We start from the raw sequence: 17,971 nt of genomic DNA on the forward strand, positions 1-17,971 counted from the left end.
TTTTGAGACTCTTAAGCCCTTTGAAGACGGAATGTTTTCCGTTTTTTAAAAGCGAAATAAATAAGCGACAACACTAGCAAAGCACCTGCAAGAATTAAAAAAGGGAATTGCGCCTTTTCTTGAGTTGGTGTAATAAGTTCAAACTTCGCATCGCGAACCTCTAGTTTGGCGGTATGCTCATTGCTATTGTTTAGGATGAATTGGTCTTTTGCGAAACCTTCTTTGAGTACAATTAAGGCACCTTGGTTTCGTGAAATATCACTAAAGCTACTGTTCTTTACCGCCAGGGATTGAAAGTCCTCAGGGGTACTTTTTACTTCAAAGCTTACGCTTGTTTCGTGACCTAGTTTCACCTGGCCATTTTGCAAAACAGCAGCATTAGTTCCATTAAAAAGGATGGAAGTGTTCTCTTGCACATGCTTGATGACCAAGGCCTGGAACTCTTCAGGCGAAGCATAAGAAGATTCCCCGAAATGTTTTTCTACCTCATACTCGAAAGCAGTCAAAGAGGCACGGATTTGGAGAATCCATTGATTTTCACCTTGCTCTACTAATATCGTAGAGGAAAGATCTGGCTGGTGTGCTTTGGCTCCTATGGAAACAAACAATACACACAGCGTTATTAAGAATTTATTCATGGTTTTCGTTTTTAGTTAGTTTTCTTTTCTGGCCTTTTGTGTGTGAAGTCAAGCTAAACCAAAAACCGCGTGCTATTCATCGCTTGCGATTTTTAGTTTAGCTTGTGCTCGAAGGTTTTTTAACCTCTAGGAGGGCCTTGTCCTCGTTGTGGGCGGGGGGCGTTTTCTACCTCTGCCTGAGTGATGAACCCATCGCCATTACTATCAATTTTCGAGAAATCATTTTGAAGAGGGCCAGTCGCTTCACTTTTTGACAGTTTACCATCATTATTGGCATCCATTTCTGTCAAAAGCTGAGCGAAACTTGGAGGTCCTCCTTGCTGAGACCTTCTTTGAGTGGTACCTTCAGTAGTACTTGTTGCTGTTTTTTGGGAGCCACATCCGACTGCTAAAAGCATGGTAAGGGCGGCAATGATTAAGTTTTTCATCTAAGTTTTTTATTTGATTTTTTGAATAGAATTACCAGGCTTAATCCAATGGTTAGGATTAAGTGGAAAGAGGCAACGTTTCAATAATCTGTTATTAATTCGTTTTTTCTTTAGACCGTTATTTTCTCAAAATCCTTCGGGGAAGGTTGATTGAATTTCAACTAATTTGGGTACGCACCCTGAAGACAGTTAATAAAGTTGTTATTACCAGCGGCATCCACGTGATAGTGATAACCTCTGGTTTCATCGTAATGACCTCTACAGTCATCCAAATCGGTAGGCTCATCTCCATTGTCATCCAAGCGGGAGTAGATACCCTGACCGTCCAGTGCATAGCCAATCAGTGGGGCATGTCCATCACTTTGCGCAATAGAAAAGCTCACTCCTGTAGCTGCGTGGTAGTGATAGCCCTGGTGTACATTGATGTGGCCACCAGCGTCGTCAAATGGAGCAAGGGTGTATGCGCCAAGGATATTACTTACAGGGGCAGGAGCAGAATATTCAATGCCGTTTAGTGCTATTCCACGAGTGGAGGGGACGTTGTCACCAGGTCCACCAGGGCCTGTTGCAAAAAATGCGGGGGTGCTTTGCTGTACGGGTGTTATGGGAATTAAATAGGTTTGTGAAAGGTCGGTGATATAGGAAGGAAGACACTCTACACAGAAGTTTTCGTATTCGGCTCCTACGTTTGGATTTGCAGCATTGATACAGTCTTCTTCTGTTTCCGTGATATAAATATCGCCATTGGCATCATACATTTTCCAGGTAGCATCGCTGTAAAAGGTTGCCATGTTTTCGACAAACGCGCCGTCTACATCATAGACTTCACCATTTTCTAACCATATTCCTCCAGCACTTGCATCATCGGAGATGTTTTCTGGGCACCATGGCCCCATTTGGTGGTCTGTAGGGGCGCTATTCGTGACGATTTGATAGCAATTGGTTTCAGTTCCGTCAGAGAGGGTACAGGTAACTGTCGTTACGGTAATATTCGCATTTGCTGTTGTAAAATAAGAAGGATCAACAGCTAAAACGGTACTCGCATCATTGGTGTCTGTGTTGTCGGCGACATAGCCATCGGGTTGTTCACAGTCACTTAGACTGACATCGGGATTGCCTAATCCGTCACCGTCGGCATCTTGATACCATGTAGATGTTGTACAAGGCATATCATCTTCTTCACAAGAAGAAAAGAGAACAATGGAAAGCCCCATTAGGATAGCAAAAAAAGGGAAAAGAGAATGTTTCATTTGTCGTTTTTTAGTGTGTATTGGGGACAGCACGAAAAAAAAAACACGATTTTGGCTTTCACAATAGTTGGCCAAGCGGTTCATTTTAAGCGGGGTAACTATTTGAAAGCCTTGTAAAAAATCGTGTTTTATTTTCTGCGCAATACTTAGGAAGCATCAAGCCTTCATTTTTTTCATTTGAGTTATTCGTTTTTCATCAAATGAAATTTCCCAATACGTTTTTGATTGGTTTCTCTTTAGACTACACTCTTTTTAGAATCCTGCGGGGGGAGAGGAGATTTTTATGGTTGGTGGCATTGGATATACAAGAGACAGGGGGGAAGGGGAAGCTGCATTGGCTTCTGCAAACAAACTATACACTTATTCTTACCTGGCCTTTAGCCATAGGAATTGGGCTAAAGGCCAGGTCTTAATTGTTAGGAGAAACTATTGACATACCTTATTAAGTACTCCTGGTATAGGGAGGCTAGGGGAGGCGTTAGGATATTATTTTGTGGTGAATAGTTCGGCTATTTTTTCTAAGCTAAATTGCTTAGAAAGTGAAACGGAAAATTGTGGAAGATCCGCTATTCTACCAACGACATTGGAAGCGTCAGGAGCTCCGAATCCTCTAATTTCAACAGCTAATTTTAACCCAAGTACCTTTTGCTCAATAAATTCAGCCTGCACCATATAAAATAACCTTCTCCTTGATATTGCTACTTCATCAAGGTCATCAATTAAGTTATTAGGGTTTTTATTTATAGATATTGAATTAATTCCTACTATTGGTTTAAACTGAAGTATTCCAGAAGGTCTCTTTAATAAAAGATCAAGACCAACTCCTACGTTTATTAAGTTTTCCTGGATGATACTGCCTTGGAAACTAGGAATTTCTTCGACAGTGTCATATGGTCGAGGCCATTCTTCAGGAGCAGTAGAGGAAGTGTCTCTAGATGCTATAGTACTAAATGTATAATTTAATTCAATATCACTTCTATACCACTCACAATGTCCAATGAGACTAACTCTGGATAAGTAGTCCTTTGATTCTTTGTAATGAAATGTCCATTTAGGCTGGAAGTATAAGCCTAAGTTGTCTCTTGAGATTATTGCAGAATTTTCAGTATTGACAGTGATGAAATGTATTCCAACCAATTCTCCATCTTCTAAATCTGGTTCAGTGAGCCTGTATTGAGTAAGAATAGTATCTTCTATATTCGAAATCGTTCTCAATTGAAATGCTCCGACTTCTATTCCTAGTTGATTTATGAATTTTTCAGGCTTTTTTTTAACTTTTTCAGCTGCGAATAGAAATGGAATGTCCGCATTTACATCTGCATATAAATCGTTACTTTTAACTCCGCTTAAAAAGTCGAAATTAAAGCCAAGCGACAATGTAAGTTCAGGAATACTTTTTAGTGTATCACCTAATAGCACAATGCTCTTATCTCCCCATGTGATAGTTGTATTCTCCGCATCTTTTGAGATTTGTACCGTGTCTGGCTTTTCTACTTTAGAGGCTTGTCCTGTGTCAGGGGTTTGCGTATTTATATTAGAAATGGTGAATAGAACAAATAGTAAGGTGTTGATTTTTTTGTACATGGATTAAGGTTTCAGGTTGTTAGTGGATACCAAAAATACAAAACCATTTTTAAATGATAAGAGATGCTGTGTTATTTTGCGTGTTTTTTATATTCGGTGTAATGTGACTCCTATTTCTAGGTTGTAAGTAATTTTATATTTTAAATATTAGTGTTGTGGAAAAGTTAAGTAGGAAATGATAAATGCTTACGAACAGGAGGAGTTTTGACCTTGGATACATCCTAACCTTCACCCAAGAAGATAATCCTTCATCCTATCCATCGCCACCTCCAAATGGGCAAGGGGTACTGCGGTGTGTACAATTCTAAAAAGCCCCTTTTTTTGATGCTTAAAGCCTAAACCTGGTGTCAGCAGTACACCTGTGTTTTTATAAATGTCAACCCAAAGTTCTTCTTGGCCTTTGTCGCTATTTTCTTTTAGAAATTTAGAAAAATCGGCCCACACAAATAAGCTTCCTCTGGCAGGAACATAAGGGACACCTGTTTTTCTTAAGGCTCCTATCACCAGTTTGTAACTTTGACTAAGACGCACTTTGTTTTCCCGAATATAGCTTTCAATAAAGTCGGTATCCTTTAACATTGCTCCTACGATCCATTGTGTAATATTCGACACCAGGTGAGGGATATTTAGATTGCCAAGGCCTGCTATTAATGATTTGTTCAGAGAGTGTATCAGGCCAAACCGTAGTCCAGACATGGCAAAGTCTTTAGAAAAAGCATACCACAAGTGCAGATAATCACTCTCTGATTCGTGCATGATGGTGGCGAAAGAAGCGTAGCTAGTGGTTTCACAGTAGTCATTTCGTAAGTCCTGGTCATCTGTGTTAATCAGGGAAAGCCCATAGATTTCATTGACAATCATATGGACCTTACGGGCTATGCACCAATCTGCCAGCTGGCGTAATTGCTGTTTGGTGTACAGACAACCAGTTGGATTGTCGGGAGAAGTGATCAATAGTATTTTGAAGCACTTGCCTTGAGCTTTCAGGTCTGCCCAGGCTTTATCCAGATGTGGTGGTGTCACGGGGGCTTCAGAACCCATTTCTGTTATGTCGTAATGCGTCTGAAGGTCGTAGCGTTCCATGCCACTTTTCAGGCCCAGGTCGTTGGTGTACATCGGGTAGGCGGGGGCGGGAATCACTACCACATCATCGGGATTGGCCAGGACAAATGAACTGACCTCTATAATAGCCGAGGCCCCCGCAGAGAAGCCGATGGTATCTGCATCAATGGGGCATTTGCAAAGGTAGTGTTCCATAAATTGAGCAACTTCGGCTCGAACCTCCGGATGCCCTAAAAGGTCGGTATAGTTCAATACCCAATCGGGCATTTCATTTTGCTGTAGAATAGAGGTTAGTCGTGCCTTTATAGTTGATGTAGACAGGGTGTTTTCGGCAACGTTCAAAGGGAATGCACCATCAGGGTTGCTATCTGGGCAATATAGATTTTGGCTGGCTTCCATGAATAATTCAAAATCTATCCTTGCTGGGTTTTCGGCGGAGGCGAGGCCTCTTCTGGACAAGCTGCTGATTTGATGATCCATATTGTTCTGTATTATTTGATCAAAAGTAAACAAAATACAAAGCACACTTTTCTGATTTCTTTTCGGATATTTTCAGGAGCAAGTTAATATGCGAACCGAACAGGTGAGCGCGGTAAGCGGAGCGCGCAGGGACTAAGGATGGTAGGACTGAAAGGACGGACAGCCTGACGCCACCGAAGGTAGGCGGAGGCCCATAAATTTGTTCGATAGTTCGATAGTTCGATAGTTTGTTGAAGGTTGATTGTTAGATGGTTGATTGGAAACCCTCAGTTCGTCGTCGGTTGCACCTTCGCCTATATCACGTATTCATTATAAAAGGGAGGAGTGGTAACCCCAAAACAAACCCGCGCATCGCGCCTCCCTTCCCCTGTCAAAAAGATCCCGAAACGAAGCCATTTTAGACAATGGGAAGGGCCGGGGATGGGGCCAGAGGNCGGTTAAATGGTTGTTGGTTGATTGTTAGATGGTTGATTGGAAACCCTCAGTTCGTCGTCGGTTGCACCTTCGCCTATATCACGTATTCATTATAAAANGGAGGAGTGGTAACCCCAAAACAAACCCGCGCATCGCGCCTCCCTTCCCCTGTTAGAAAGATCCCGAAACGAAGCCATTTTAGACAATGGGAAGGGCCGGGGATGGGGCCAGAGGCCGGTTAAATGGTTGTTGTTTGCTTGGAAGAATCTGACTTTGATACCTTAAATTTCTGAAAGAATGGCTGTTGGAAGGTCAAGCTATGACCATCAACAATCAACCACAGTCCAACCTAAAATACCTTATCTTAGAGAAATTTTGCACAAAAAACACCTCCATGTCTGAGCAAACCCAAGCGGCATTGGCCACTCTCAAATTGTACTTTAAAGAAAAGAACCTCGCTAACGAAAAGACAACCAAGCTGACCAAATGGCTGAAAGAGGGAAAGAAGAACAAGTACAAAAAACGGCGCGATAGCTGGTTTCCTGATTATGACAAGTTTGTAAATGACTTGGTGAAAGACCGCTGGAAAAGCATTGATCAGCAAAAGAGCGAAAGAGATGCGTTGGTGCGCCAACTGAATAAAACCTGTGCGACCGCACTGGTAGATTTTTCCAAGAAAGCAATCGCTACGGAACAGTCTTTGACGATAGTAGACGATACGCTTGCTAAGGTAGAAACGCAAGAAGCTACCGCTGTAGCTGATCAGAAACTGTTTGCCAAATTACTGGCTGCGCTAGACAAAAAAGCTATCAAAGAAGGCACTGCCAAGCTTGCTAAGTTGCTGAGTAGCGCCCGGTCGGCTCACGAAAAAGCAGAAACCGCGGCCACCTTACTGAAGGAGAACAGAAATACAATAGCGCAGACCCAAAAGCAATTGTCGGAAGCAAAAGCGCAGCTGGCCGCAATGACAAAACAAGCCACATCTGTCCAGGTTTTGGCCAAAGAGACGATGACCAATCTGGCAGGTATTGCCGACGAAATACGCAACCTGCGTCAGCCATCGACCGACAAAGAAGCCGTACTGCACAGCGATATAGTGAAAAGATTAGAGGCCGGGGCTGCGGTGGCCACGATGGCGAAAGGGCAGGAACAAGTAGACCAATTGTTCCAAAAAGCCAAGGAACTGGTGACCCGCTTTGCTGCCGGGACGGTACTGAAGCAAAACGAAGCTGCCCTTGGAAAAATACGCAGCGCACTCCAACGTGCCAATCAGCATTGGCTGAACGTTTCGGACACAGCGGAACTCGACTTTTTTGATCCCTCACCCTACTATGCCTACTACACCAATATTTGGGTATATCCCCAAGCAAATACCCGTGTGAAAGGCGTGGCCCAGGAGCCCTACCTGAAAGGTGGTCTGGACAAGTCCCACTTTTTTGTAAAAAAGAAGGGGGAGCTGGTGAAACTTAGCAGTGGAGGTTGGTGCTTGTTGGAAGATTTTTGGACCCAGGAGCAAAAAGAACGCGCTGATTACCTCAATACTTACACCTCCTTTCTGGAGAAACAGTATGAGGTTATGGACGACCTGAAAGGGCAGAATAAGTTAGACCGTATTCGAGGTGTCCTGTCGCAGGCACAGCGCGTTATTCGCCGGTTTAATAAGGGCAATCCATTACCTGTAAGCTCGCTGGCACTGGAGCCTGTCTATGAGGAAGACCTGCAACAAGTAACCAGTCCGCATGAACTGATTACCCCCTTGCGGGAATGGATCAAGCTGACGGAAAGCAATATCGCCAGGGTAAAAGCTGAAGATGATGTAAATACTAACGCGGGCTCCTGGTATTCTAATACCGACTGGAACACCCTCCTGCGAGTGCCGCAGTACCGTACGCAGAGCGATAACCTGGTCTCGCCGGAAAGCACCTGTGCGCCTACGACCTTTACTATGATGGCCGAAAGAGCTGGCTGGTCGCGTGCAGATATGATTGAGGCGATCGATCAACGCTTTCGCGACGAAGGAGCAGACAATTTGGAAAGGCATTGGAAGAATAAAGGCGAAAAATTCCTCGATTGGATCAATGCCAATGCCACTAAGAATTATCAGAAAATACAAGCAGGAAGACTGGGTAAAAAACATTTTGAGAAGGTAGCCGAAAATATGCGTGAGCATGCCCAATTTGAAGACCTCACCATTTTTTACCACTACCTGATCAACAGTTCCCACTTTACCAGTATCAACTCTTCGGGTAGCCACAATATCCGCCTACAGCAAGGCTTGGAAAACGATGGCGATTTTGGAAAGCAAGGCAGCTACGCCTATAAGAAATACGCAGCGTTGGGCTCGGACCTGGCCACCCGCAAGTTGGTGAAAGACCACCTTGACCAAGGCGATGTAGTCATGTTCTCCATCTTTCACAAGGGGGCGGGGCAGTCTGGAACACACAATTATTTTATCCAATCAATCACTGAAAATGGCTTTGTGGTGGATGACCCTTATGGTTTGGGAAATACCGACTACGTGCGAAAATCAGGCGTAAAGAGCGACCTGTACAAAGCCAAAGGAGGCAACAAACATCGCAATGATTATGATTTCAAAAATCGGCCGGTCCTCAGCCTCCTGCGCAAAGATTTCACCATGAAAGCAGGGCAGGACCTCAAGGACGACGAATCGCGTGGTGACGCTAATCTGCTGACCTGGAAAATGATGATGAACTCAAGTAGCCGGATCATCAATTACGTAGTGGTGTGGAAGAAGAAGGGAAAGGCGTAAAGGAAATTTTCCCACTCATTTGCAAATATCAGACCAGGCAAGATTCTTGCCTGATAGTTCAGACTTTTGGTGTATAACAGCCATTGGTCCTACAGACTATCACCTCTTAATATTTGCTAAATGACACGTTTTTCTTTACTCCTACTCTTAATTTTAGCTTGTGTTCAACTATCGTGGGCACAGCTCAGTGTTGCTGGTACACCCATCAGCACCCAACAAGCATTGCCTACCGCTGCTACCGTAGTGCTGCCTGCCTTGGATACCGATGCCTTGCTAGCCGAAGACCTGGCCGATGAGGCATATAATCTCCCACTCCGGTTTGCCTATGGGCACAATGTAGACCTGACCCTCGCTAACGCAGGTACGTGGACGGAACTGCGTGGCGGTGATCGTGTTTGGCGGCTTACCATCTTTTGTCCCGATGCCTTGAACATCAATCTACTTTACAGCGACTTCTATCTCCCACAAGGGGCGGAGCTGTATTTGTATAACAAAAATAAGAGCCAGGTATTGGGGGCTTTTACCGAAAACAATAACAAAGATAATCGCCGTTTTGCGACGGCACTGGTGCATGGTACCCAGCTGACGCTGGAATACCTAGAACCCGCTGCGGCACGCGGACAAGGCAGTATCAAAATTGCCCAGGTGAGTCATGGTTACCGCAACCTCGACGGCTCTACCGAAGATAAAGCTTCCGGTGATTGCCAGGTCAACGTCAACTGTGAGGAAGGAGATAATTGGCAGGATGAAAAGAAAGGCGTAGCCAAAATTATTATGGACGGCCTCTACCTTTGCACCGGAACACTGGTGACCAATACTGCCAACGATTGCAAGCCACTCTTTCTGACGGCCAACCACTGTCTGAGCGGCGGCATCAAGCAAGATGCTATCATCAACCCCGATGTTTCCGGGTACGTTTTTTACTGGAACTATGAATACGCAAGCTGTGCCAACAGCGGCCCACTCCCTGAGCAAACGACCAGCGGAGGTACAGTGCTGGCCAATGCTGGCGTGATGGAAACTGGCTTGCATACCATTCTGAGTTCAGACTTTGCGCTGATTGAACTGGATGAAAACCCGCGTGGTGCCTACGATGTGTATTTCAACGGCTGGGACGCTACCGGTGCGCAAGGCAATACCGGGGTTGGTATTCACCATCCGGCGGGTGATGCCAAGAAAATCTCTACCCATTCGGTTGTGCCCGAAGAAGATGGCTACTACTGGGCCTTGTATTGGGATGCTACCCCAAATGGTTACTCGGTGACAGAGGGCGGCTCTTCTGGTTCTGCGCTGTTTCGCGAAGATGGCACCATCATCGGTCAGCTCTTCGGCGGTGGCAGTGTGAATTGTGATGATCCTGCCAATGACCTGGGCCTCTACGGGCGCCTCAATTATTCCTGGACCAATAGTGATGACCTCTTGGCGAGTGACCCCCGCCGCCGCCTCGATGTGTGGCTAGACCCCATCGGGCAAGGCAGTATTCGCAAGATGAACGGCACTTACGACCCTTGTGAAACCCCTAAAGTATACTTTAAAACGGTCGCTGCTATCTTAGCGGAAGAGGACGCTACCCAAACAGAAAACTGCCGCAGTTATACCGATTATACCTACGAACTGGGGATTACACCTTACCCTACACAACCAGTTAATGTATCGTTGTTTGCCCAGGGTAATGCTGACAATGGGCCTACGGGCGACTACCAATTGCTGGCGAGTAGCCTTCAATTCAACAATGTTACCAATACCCAATCTTTTCAGTTTCGAGTTTATGATGATGCTTACCCCGAAGCGATGGAAGCTATCGAGCTATCCTTCGCTGCTCAAGGAACCAATGGTGTGCAGGTAGGACTATTGAACGCCAATTCGGTGCAACAAATACAATTGACCAGCGCCGACGAAGCGCCTGACAATCACGTACAAACGGTTCGCAATACCAGCTCACCCGCCGAGGAATACTTGGGGCCTTTTGGAACTGTCTACTTCACCGACCCTGGCACTGGTGGCATGATGGCGGTTTTGACCAATGAGACCGCCCATGACTACGGTTGCGTGAGCGTGATGGTTGACCAACCAGGTAGCACAGCCAACAACAGCTGGGTTACTGGTACGACCTTTAGCAAAACCCTGCGCATCGTTGCCGAGTACCCTGGGTCGGCGGCACTTTCAGCGGGCCTTTATTTCGATGATGGTGAACTTGCCGGCTGGCAGTGGTTTAACAATAGCGGTTGGGATGCCGACGATGCTTTAGCGTATCAGTTTATTGGCCCCGCCAAGCTGAGCAACGAAGCAACTGCTCAGGAAATGGCCACCACTTTTACCGCTTACGGTAGTGGGGATACCCGCCTGAATCTGCAATTGTCGGGCCTCACTACTACCGTGACCGGGTTTGCGATAGGCCGTTTAAGCTCAGCGGACAATCAACAACAATTGGCTATCACGCCTACCAGTACGCTCGCTCCCAACCTGACCAGTAACCAGACGGTACTCTCTTGGCGCGCTACCCAGGATGGTCCTGCCCAAATCCGCGTAGTTGATGCTCAAGGACGGTTGGTGACCAGCTATTTCAACTACAGCTACGAAGGTTACAACAACTTTATCATCGACGCCAACGATTGGCAACCAGGTATGTATTTCGTGCAGTTGATTAAAACAGGAACTCCAGTAGAAATTCAGCGACTGATAAAACAGTAAAAAGGAGCAACTTGGCTGCCTAGCGGTAGGGGAGACGCTCTTCTAGGCAGCACAGTATTGTATTTTTTGTGCCTGCCCATTACCGAAAGGTAGTTGGCAGGTAACTTTTTTGGGCCATGCCTCTGATCGCGCCTTTTTATCCTTTATTCCTGATTGATAGTGAGAAAACCAAGCTGCTTTGTAGGAAAAGGGGTATAAGTACGGGTAACTTTCCGTGAAAAATGATGCATCTTTAAGTTTGCGGCAATTATTGATCAACCGTCGCTTCACACCAAAACCGCATTTTCATGAAACAACCTACTCCCGAACTCAAAGGCCTGGACACCTTTAAGCATGTCGTGGTGCTCATGCTCGAAAACAGGTCTTTTGACAATCTGCTAGGCTTTCTTTACGAGGATCCTGAGTTTAAAATTCCGCCAGGCAAAACCTTCGCCGGGTTAAATGAATCTGATCAGGAAAACCCTGTTCCGTCCTACGCGGTGGGGTATGCCGACAATCCGATATTAAAAATCAAGGCTGCCGAAGATTTTTCGCAACCTTTTCCTGACCCAGGAGAGGTGTATCAGCATGTCAATACCCAGCTTTACAACTGCATAAAACCAGCAAGCAACAAGGGAATTGATCAGACGGAAATGACTTCGCCCTATAACATCCCCACCCCGTTGCCGCCATTGAAAGATCGCATGGATGGGTTTGTCACTGACTATATCAATACGCTGCAAGGACTTTGGTACGAAAAGATTGGTTCGAAAAAAAGACTGGGCAAAAGGAAGCGGGCAAAGCTGAATAAAAAATATGGTGCTTATGAAAACCCAGGCCCCGATCAGTACGGGGTGATCATGCAATGCTTCAAGCCTACGCAAATCCCGGTGCTGACTACGCTGGCGCGCGAGTTTGCGGTGTTTGACCATTGGTATTGTTCTGTGCCCAGCCAAACCTGGTGCAATCGCGCCTTCTGGCATGCAGGTACCTCCGGGGGCAAAGTGATCAACCCTACCGATGAGGCCAAACATAAAAAGTGGAAAGGCTTTAAAGCTTGGCGAAAGGCGGTCTGGCCTGCACCCACCTTGTTTGATCTGCTGGAAAAAGCAAATATTTCTCATCATATCTATGCCGACCCACTGGTATCTGTGACACACCTGGTACACGGCTTCTCTCACCACATGAACCTGGTTCCCAACTGGAACGATCTTGAAGAATTTCGCAAAGATATCAACGGCGAGAGCGACCGCCCGTTTGCGCAATACTCATTTATCGAGCCCAAGTTCTTTGGTAAGCACAATGATCAGCACCCTTCTTCGGTAGGCAGTGGTTGGGATGTCAACGATGGCAAAACCCTGGAAGGAACCGTCCGCCTCGGTGAAGACCTGATCCGCAATGTCTACGATATTATCAAAAACAGCCCGCATCGTGATGATACTCTGTTGATTATTACTCACGATGAACATGGAGGGTGTTTTGACCATGTTTACCCCGGCCCCACGGAGGCACCGGATTTTCCCGGTAAGGGAGAAAAAGGCTTCGATTTCAAGCGCCTCGGCATCCGGGTACCCATGGTGATGGTCGCTTCCTCCATCCCGAAGAATACGATTGTCAATGAAACTTTTGACCATACATCTTTCATCAAAACGATGTGTGAGAAATGGCAATTGGAAGGGCTGCAGACCAGGGATATGTCTCCAAAAACTAATACTTTTGGACATATCTTTTCGGAAGAAAAACGCAGCAGTTGGCCGGATTTACCACCGCCATTAACAGACGCAGTTCCTTGTGACGAGGAAGATTACGACAACCATCCACTCAATGAACTTCAGCGTTCTATGCTGATGGTCGCCGTCAAAATTGCGCGTAGAAACAGTAAAGCCAGCAAACAAAAGATTCGCAGGGTAAGACTACGTAAAATCAAGACGGTCAAAGAAGCGAAGGACTACCTGGCGGAAATACAACCACATATAAAGTAGAGCACGTGATCAATGATTTGGGGTCATGCCTTCTCCCGTCCCGACTTTTCTAGTCGGGACGGGATCGGCACCAGGCTGTCTGTCGCTAGCGCTCCTGCCCATCCTTTGCCCTAGGTCGCTCCGCGCCCCGCGCTCCGGCCTGTAGGCCTGCGCACTGATCAACAATGCACTTGTCGATCTACGGACATTGGCCCTAGCATATATTTTGCCATCTGCGGTTTTTGTGCTAGTATTGCTACCTTTCAGAATAACTAGCATTCCTACAACATGGAAAAGAAATATTTTGATCCTAAGGATCTACGCAAATTTGGTAAGATTACCGAGTTACAAGAGGAGATGGGTACCAAATTCTTCGATTACTACAATACTGTTTTTAAAGGAGATACAGCGCTCACCGAGCGAGAAAAAGCCTTGATCGCGCTGGCTGTTGCGCATACTGTGCAGTGCCCTTATTGCATCGATGCCTACACTTCCGCTTCCCTCGAAAAAGGAGCAGATGAAGAACAGATGATGGAAGCCGTGCACGTTGCCGCTGCGATCAAGAGTGGTGCCGCATTGGTATTTGGTGTTCAGATGATGAACCACGCTGAACGATTGTCCATGTAATATTGTTTGTGCACTTAACTTCGCAGGTGCCCACCTACTTAATATTTGGCATGCGAAACGTAAACTTTCCCAAAAAAGCAACAGATGGCTATTAAGCAAAAAAGCAAATCCCTCAAAGCAAGAGGGAATAACCTTTCGGATTCTTTTGTTCAATTAAATGTACTCAACGGCAAGGATATTGTCGATTCGAAATTCCCTGGTTTTGGTGATAAGATCGCTGAGATCGGGCACCGTCCACTAAAGACCAACCCTGTCGAGATTTTTCAATTGAATATTGGAAAACTCTGTAACCAAACCTGTGCTCACTGTCACGTAGATGCTGGCCCTGACCGCAAGGAGGAAAACATGGATCGTGCTACGCTGGAGCGTTGTTTACAGATCATTGCTTCCGTTCCTACCATTACTACCGTTGATATTACTGGTGGTGCTCCGGAAATGAACGCACATTTTCGTTGGTTTGTAGAAGAGGTGACCGCCCTGGGCAAGCAAGTGATTGATCGTTGTAACCTTACCATCCTATGTGCCAATCCAAAATACCACGACCTGCCGGAGTTTTTTGCGAAAAACAAGGTGCAAGTAGTCTCCTCCCTCCCGTATTTCTCTAAGAAACGAACCGATAGTCAGCGTGGCGACGGTGTTTTTGAAGATTCTATCAAAGCCCTGCAAATGCTCAACGCAGTCGGTTACGGGAAAGAAGGAACGGGCTTGGAACTTCACCTCGTTTACAACCCTAGTGGCGCTTTCTTACCCGCCAGCCAAGAGACTTTGCAGGCAGAGTTTAAGCGCCAGCTAAAGCGTAAGTTTGATATTGAATTCAATATGCTTTTCGCGATAACGAACTTGCCCATCGCCCGCTTCCTGGATTACCTTTTAGAAAGCGGCAACTACGAAGAGTATATGCACAAGCTGGTAGAGGCTTACAACCCTGGTACGGTTGATGGTCTCATGTGTCGCAATACCCTTTCCATCAGCTGGGACGGCTTTATCTATGATTGTGATTTCAATCAGATGCTGGACCTGAAAGTCGCTAGCACCAGCCAACATATTGATGATTTTGACCTGGATGCCCTTAAAGACCGGAACGTGGTCGTCAATCAGCATTGCTACGGCTGTACTGCTGGAGCGGGATCGAGTTGTGGCGGAGAGATTTCGTAATGCTCTGTCACTCCGTAAAGTCGGGTTTTAAACCCGACTTTACGGAGAGGAGTGCTCAATATCCCAGCACATTCAGCCCCAGCACAATATCCCGCTCACCCCTCCATAATTCTCCTTCTCTTTTTAGCTGTATAATCCCCGATCCACCGCGGTTTTGCAGCTGATTACGTCGTTCTTTCGTAAGCAAGGGGTCGTCGTCAAAGACAAAGTTATCAATGTAATACTCATTCGTTTGAGCTGGTTTCACTGTTAAATGGATGTGCTCCACTTCCTGGCCGCCAGGGTAAGGTGCTGGCCGGAAAGTATAGAAAGCATAGCGCCCTGATTCGTCTGTTTTTATCCACCCCCGATAGCGACCATGGCGTCTACTCCAGATACTGCTGTTATTTCCTCCGCTGTATAAACCTTCTCGGTCTGTATGATAGATGTAGAGAATGGTGCCTGTTGCGGGAGTTGTTCCGTCAGGCTCGAAGACCGTACCCGTAAGGACTATTTTAGGCTCGTTTTTATGAAAATCCGGCAAGGTGTCAACGGAAAAAAGTAGGCGGTCACCGTATTCAAGTAGCGCCTCGCAACCCTCGCAGGGGCCGCCAACGATCACCTGGCTCGTGCTGCTGGTTTCGGCGGGCGTTTGTGCCTGACAAGCTGTGAGGATGATCAGTAGAAATAGGGAGGATGGAATTAGTTGGTGCATGGTTAAATTGGAGTTTTATACTGCATTCGCTCCTCCGTAGCGTCGGGTTTAAAACCCGACGCTACGGAGGAGCGAATGCAGGGGGCTAACCTTTGTATACAGCTGTTTGAGATTTATAATCTCGCCATTCCAGCTCAAAAGATTTTGCGCAATGATGTTCCTCTTGACGTTCAATATAACGCCTGACCTGGGGAACCCGATCTGGGCTCACCGAAAACGCAGCATAACCATCTTGCCAGTTAAAATATACTTCTGAAAGGTTATTGTCGCGTATCCAAGTGTGAGAAATGCCTTTGAAATTTTTCACCACGGTAGAAATATTGAACTTTGGATGCAATCCTACCAGAAGATGGACGTGATCTTCTATGCCATTTACAAAATCGAGGTAGTAACCTTTATCCTTAGCTATTTCACGAAATTTATCGTAGAGCTTGTATTTAAGAGAGGGAAGAATAAGCGGTTGCCGGTTTTTTGTTGCCCAAACGAGGTGTATCCATACCGCGTGGTAAGATTGTGCCATTTCTAAATCATTTTTCTCCGTTTTATTACAGAGGGTCAGAGAGATCAATAGTGGTTAAATTTAGGGAATTACAACCTTTGTTGCAAATTTCCGCCGCTCCTCTCCGTAGAGTCGGGTTTTAAACCCGACTCTACGGAGAGGAGCTACTTCGCCCCCTCCACCTTCAGGCACTTACAAGGAGAGATTTCATGCGAAGAGCTAAAGCGATAATTGCCATCCATGTGCATCCAGGGAGTCATTTCGCAAACGACGACAGAAGTGCCTTTAGAAAAACCAGTAACTGCCGCCGCTCCTGGATGTACACGTACAGGCGGCGTATCAAGATAAGCAATGTTTACCTCAACACCACGCCGCTGAGCCAGCTGAGCATAGAAAATGGCAGAAGGATTGTAAGAGGGCAGGAGTAAGGTATAGGTCGCCAATTCGTCTAGTGCTGGAAGATATCCACCGTACACCGTCGTAGAAGAATATTCAGGTCCGTGTTGTGTTTGAGCTACATGGTTTGCCATATTGAGGTAAGGCCAGGTAAAGCACAGAAGCAATCCTGCCAACGCAAACCAGTTGGTATAGGCGCTTCGTTTTTCAACCGCAATCCAGTCCAAAAGTGCCTGGAAGCCAAGCCCCAAAAGCAAGCAGTACAAAGGCACTTGAGGCATCGCATACCACAATAACTTTGTGGAGGCTAGTGTTAGAATCATCAGGTGCGTCACCAATAAAACAAGAAGGTATCGGAGTAAGGGACGATCAGTAGCCCGTCGCCAGTAAAGCAATGGCACCACGACAAGGCACAACCACCAGGGCTGTTCGGTAGGCCAAAGCAGTAGTTGCCCAACATAAAACATGGGCCCACCTCGATGCCCTTCCAACGGCTGACTGAACCGCCCACCGAGTTCGTTTTCCCATAAAAGATGAATAAAACCAGGGTCATAGATTTCTCTCAGCAAGTAATAGCCGACGAGAGATGCTATCGGTAATAAAACGGCAACATAAACTCGCCAGTTCGTGAGAGCAAAACGATAAGAGGGCACAAATAAACAGAGAAGAAATATGCCGGGTAAGAAAAATAGCGCGGCCACGCCTTTAGTCCAAAGCGCTAAGGTGAGTGCTATGGCAGAAAGCAGCAATGCACGCTTACTGTTTTCCTGAAGGAAAAGATAGAGGTAGAGTACGCCCATCGTCAGCCACAATACTAGAAGTGCATCGAAATCGCCCGACCTGGCAGCATGGCCATTCATATAAAATGGTACGGTAACGAGGCATAATGCAGCAACAACTCCGGCCCAGTGCCGATTTAAGTGACGGGCAGAAAAGTAAACCAAAAATAGACAGGTCACAAGAGTAGCCAGTGCCGCAGGCAAGCGCACGGCCAGCACCGTAGGCCCCAGCACCTGCATTGCCAAAGCTTGTGACCATACAAGCAATGGAGGTTTGGTGCCCCAATGATCGGGTTCTCCAAGGAATGAAGGCACTAAAAGGTGACTCTCCCCCGACCACATTTCAAGGGCATTAACTGCCCGTCGCCCTTCGTCCCACAAGCGCAGGGGGAGGGCATCTAGGCAGTAGAACAACAGGTAACCACAGGCTATTGCCGTAAAAAGTAGCAAAAGAAATAATCGAGGCTGTCGTGACATGGAGCAAAGATAGCTTTAAGGGAGTTCGCAAAAAATAATCTAAACATCTTCCTACAAAATTTGCTACGTCCTTTGCGTAGATTATTT

Annotated in this window: 13 protein-coding genes; 5 read left to right on the plus strand and 8 right to left on the minus strand. The window is 46.2% G+C overall.

All coding sequences use genetic code 11. The annotated features are described in order from the left end of the window. Positions 1–11 precede the first annotated feature (11 nt). The 5 genes from A3EU_RS0123290 to A3EU_RS0123310 form a co-directional block, all read right to left on the minus strand. Positions 12–638 carry a DUF6702 family protein gene (locus tag A3EU_RS0123290; protein WP_020538604.1) on the minus strand — a complete coding sequence of 209 codons (627 nt, stop codon included), beginning with the start codon at positions 636–638 and terminating at the stop codon, positions 12–14. A gap of 119 nt (positions 639–757) precedes the next feature. After that, on the minus strand, positions 758–1,066 hold the full coding sequence (locus A3EU_RS0123295) for an EF-hand domain-containing protein (protein ID WP_020538605.1): 309 nt from the start codon (positions 1,064–1,066) through the stop codon (positions 758–760). Positions 1,067–1,227: 161 nt separating this feature from the next. Continuing rightward, positions 1,228–2,316, minus strand: coding sequence for a YHYH protein (locus A3EU_RS0123300; RefSeq protein WP_020538606.1), 1,089 nt, complete (start codon positions 2,314–2,316; stop codon positions 1,228–1,230). 486 nt (positions 2,317–2,802) lie between these two features. Then, complete coding sequence (locus A3EU_RS0123305; protein WP_020538607.1) at positions 2,803–3,900, minus strand: hypothetical protein; 1,098 nt, start codon at positions 3,898–3,900, stop codon at positions 2,803–2,805. 228 nt (positions 3,901–4,128) lie between these two features. After that, the gene (locus tag A3EU_RS0123310; RefSeq protein WP_020538608.1) at positions 4,129–5,442 is read right to left on the minus strand and encodes an aminotransferase class I/II-fold pyridoxal phosphate-dependent enzyme; all 1,314 of its coding nucleotides are present in this window, start codon (positions 5,440–5,442) and stop codon (positions 4,129–4,131) included. An 808-nt stretch (positions 5,443–6,250) separates the two neighbouring features. Between A3EU_RS0123310 and A3EU_RS0123315 the strand changes: the two genes are divergently transcribed. The 5 genes from A3EU_RS0123315 to arsS all read left to right on the plus strand — a co-directional run bounded on the left by A3EU_RS0123315 (position 6,251) and on the right by arsS (position 15,039). Further along, positions 6,251–8,626 carry a hypothetical protein gene (locus A3EU_RS0123315; protein ID WP_020538609.1) on the plus strand — a complete coding sequence of 792 codons (2,376 nt, stop codon included), beginning with the start codon at positions 6,251–6,253 and terminating at the stop codon, positions 8,624–8,626. 120 nt (positions 8,627–8,746) lie between these two features. Continuing rightward, a complete protein-coding gene (locus tag A3EU_RS33225) occupies positions 8,747–11,317 on the plus strand; it encodes a T9SS type A sorting domain-containing protein (RefSeq protein WP_020538610.1) in 2,571 nt (856 codons plus the stop codon). A 287-nt stretch (positions 11,318–11,604) separates the two neighbouring features. After that, positions 11,605–13,278, plus strand: coding sequence for an alkaline phosphatase family protein (locus tag A3EU_RS0123325; RefSeq protein ID WP_020538611.1), 1,674 nt, complete (start codon positions 11,605–11,607; stop codon positions 13,276–13,278). 267 nt (positions 13,279–13,545) lie between these two features. Further along, the gene (locus A3EU_RS0123335) at positions 13,546–13,884 is read left to right on the plus strand and encodes an arsenosugar biosynthesis-associated peroxidase-like protein (RefSeq protein WP_020538613.1); all 339 of its coding nucleotides are present in this window, start codon (positions 13,546–13,548) and stop codon (positions 13,882–13,884) included. Positions 13,885–13,968: 84 nt separating this feature from the next. Next, positions 13,969–15,039: an arsenosugar biosynthesis radical SAM (seleno)protein ArsS gene (gene arsS / locus A3EU_RS0123340; protein ID WP_020538614.1), complete on the plus strand. Its 1,071-nt coding sequence runs from the start codon at positions 13,969–13,971 to the stop codon at positions 15,037–15,039. 55 nt (positions 15,040–15,094) lie between these two features. Here the strand turns inward: arsS and A3EU_RS0123345 are convergent, their stop codons facing one another. From A3EU_RS0123345 to A3EU_RS0123355, 3 genes are all read right to left on the minus strand, one after another. Next, positions 15,095–15,733 carry a dioxygenase family protein gene (locus A3EU_RS0123345; protein ID WP_020538615.1) on the minus strand — a complete coding sequence of 213 codons (639 nt, stop codon included), beginning with the start codon at positions 15,731–15,733 and terminating at the stop codon, positions 15,095–15,097. 85 nt (positions 15,734–15,818) lie between these two features. Next, complete coding sequence (tnpA, locus tag A3EU_RS0123350) at positions 15,819–16,253, minus strand: IS200/IS605 family transposase (protein ID WP_020538616.1); 435 nt, start codon at positions 16,251–16,253, stop codon at positions 15,819–15,821. Between the two features lie 143 nt (positions 16,254–16,396). Then, positions 16,397–17,884, minus strand: coding sequence for an ArnT family glycosyltransferase (locus tag A3EU_RS0123355; protein WP_020538617.1), 1,488 nt, complete (start codon positions 17,882–17,884; stop codon positions 16,397–16,399). Positions 17,885–17,971: the final 87 nt, after the last annotated feature.

This window comes from Lewinella cohaerens DSM 23179, from assembly GCF_000379805.1.
In the GTDB taxonomy this organism is placed as follows: Bacteria; Bacteroidota; Bacteroidia; order Chitinophagales; family Saprospiraceae; genus Lewinella; species Lewinella cohaerens.

Bases quoted from the DNA above. Each gene is read 5' to 3' on its own strand.
- A3EU_RS0123315 (WP_020538609.1), top strand. From the start codon at position 6,251: ATGTCTGAGCAAACCCAAGCGGCATTGGCCACTCTCAAATTGTACTTT.
- A3EU_RS0123300 (WP_020538606.1), bottom strand. From the start codon at position 2,316: ATGAAACATTCTCTTTTCCCTTTTTTTGCTATCCTAATGGGGCTTTCC.
- A3EU_RS0123355 (WP_020538617.1), bottom strand. From the start codon at position 17,884: ATGTCACGACAGCCTCGATTATTTCTTTTGCTACTTTTTACGGCAATA.
- A3EU_RS0123335 (WP_020538613.1), top strand. From the start codon at position 13,546: ATGGAAAAGAAATATTTTGATCCTAAGGATCTACGCAAATTTGGTAAG.
- A3EU_RS0123345 (WP_020538615.1), bottom strand. From the start codon at position 15,733: ATGCACCAACTAATTCCATCCTCCCTATTTCTACTGATCATCCTCACA.
- arsS (WP_020538614.1), top strand. From the start codon at position 13,969: ATGGCTATTAAGCAAAAAAGCAAATCCCTCAAAGCAAGAGGGAATAAC.
- A3EU_RS0123325 (WP_020538611.1), top strand. From the start codon at position 11,605: ATGAAACAACCTACTCCCGAACTCAAAGGCCTGGACACCTTTAAGCAT.
- A3EU_RS0123295 (WP_020538605.1), bottom strand. From the start codon at position 1,066: ATGAAAAACTTAATCATTGCCGCCCTTACCATGCTTTTAGCAGTCGGA.
- A3EU_RS33225 (WP_020538610.1), top strand. From the start codon at position 8,747: ATGACACGTTTTTCTTTACTCCTACTCTTAATTTTAGCTTGTGTTCAA.
- A3EU_RS0123305 (WP_020538607.1), bottom strand. From the start codon at position 3,900: ATGTACAAAAAAATCAACACCTTACTATTTGTTCTATTCACCATTTCT.
- A3EU_RS0123310 (WP_020538608.1), bottom strand. From the start codon at position 5,442: ATGGATCATCAAATCAGCAGCTTGTCCAGAAGAGGCCTCGCCTCCGCC.
- tnpA (WP_020538616.1), bottom strand. From the start codon at position 16,253: ATGGCACAATCTTACCACGCGGTATGGATACACCTCGTTTGGGCAACA.
- A3EU_RS0123290 (WP_020538604.1), bottom strand. From the start codon at position 638: ATGAATAAATTCTTAATAACGCTGTGTGTATTGTTTGTTTCCATAGGA.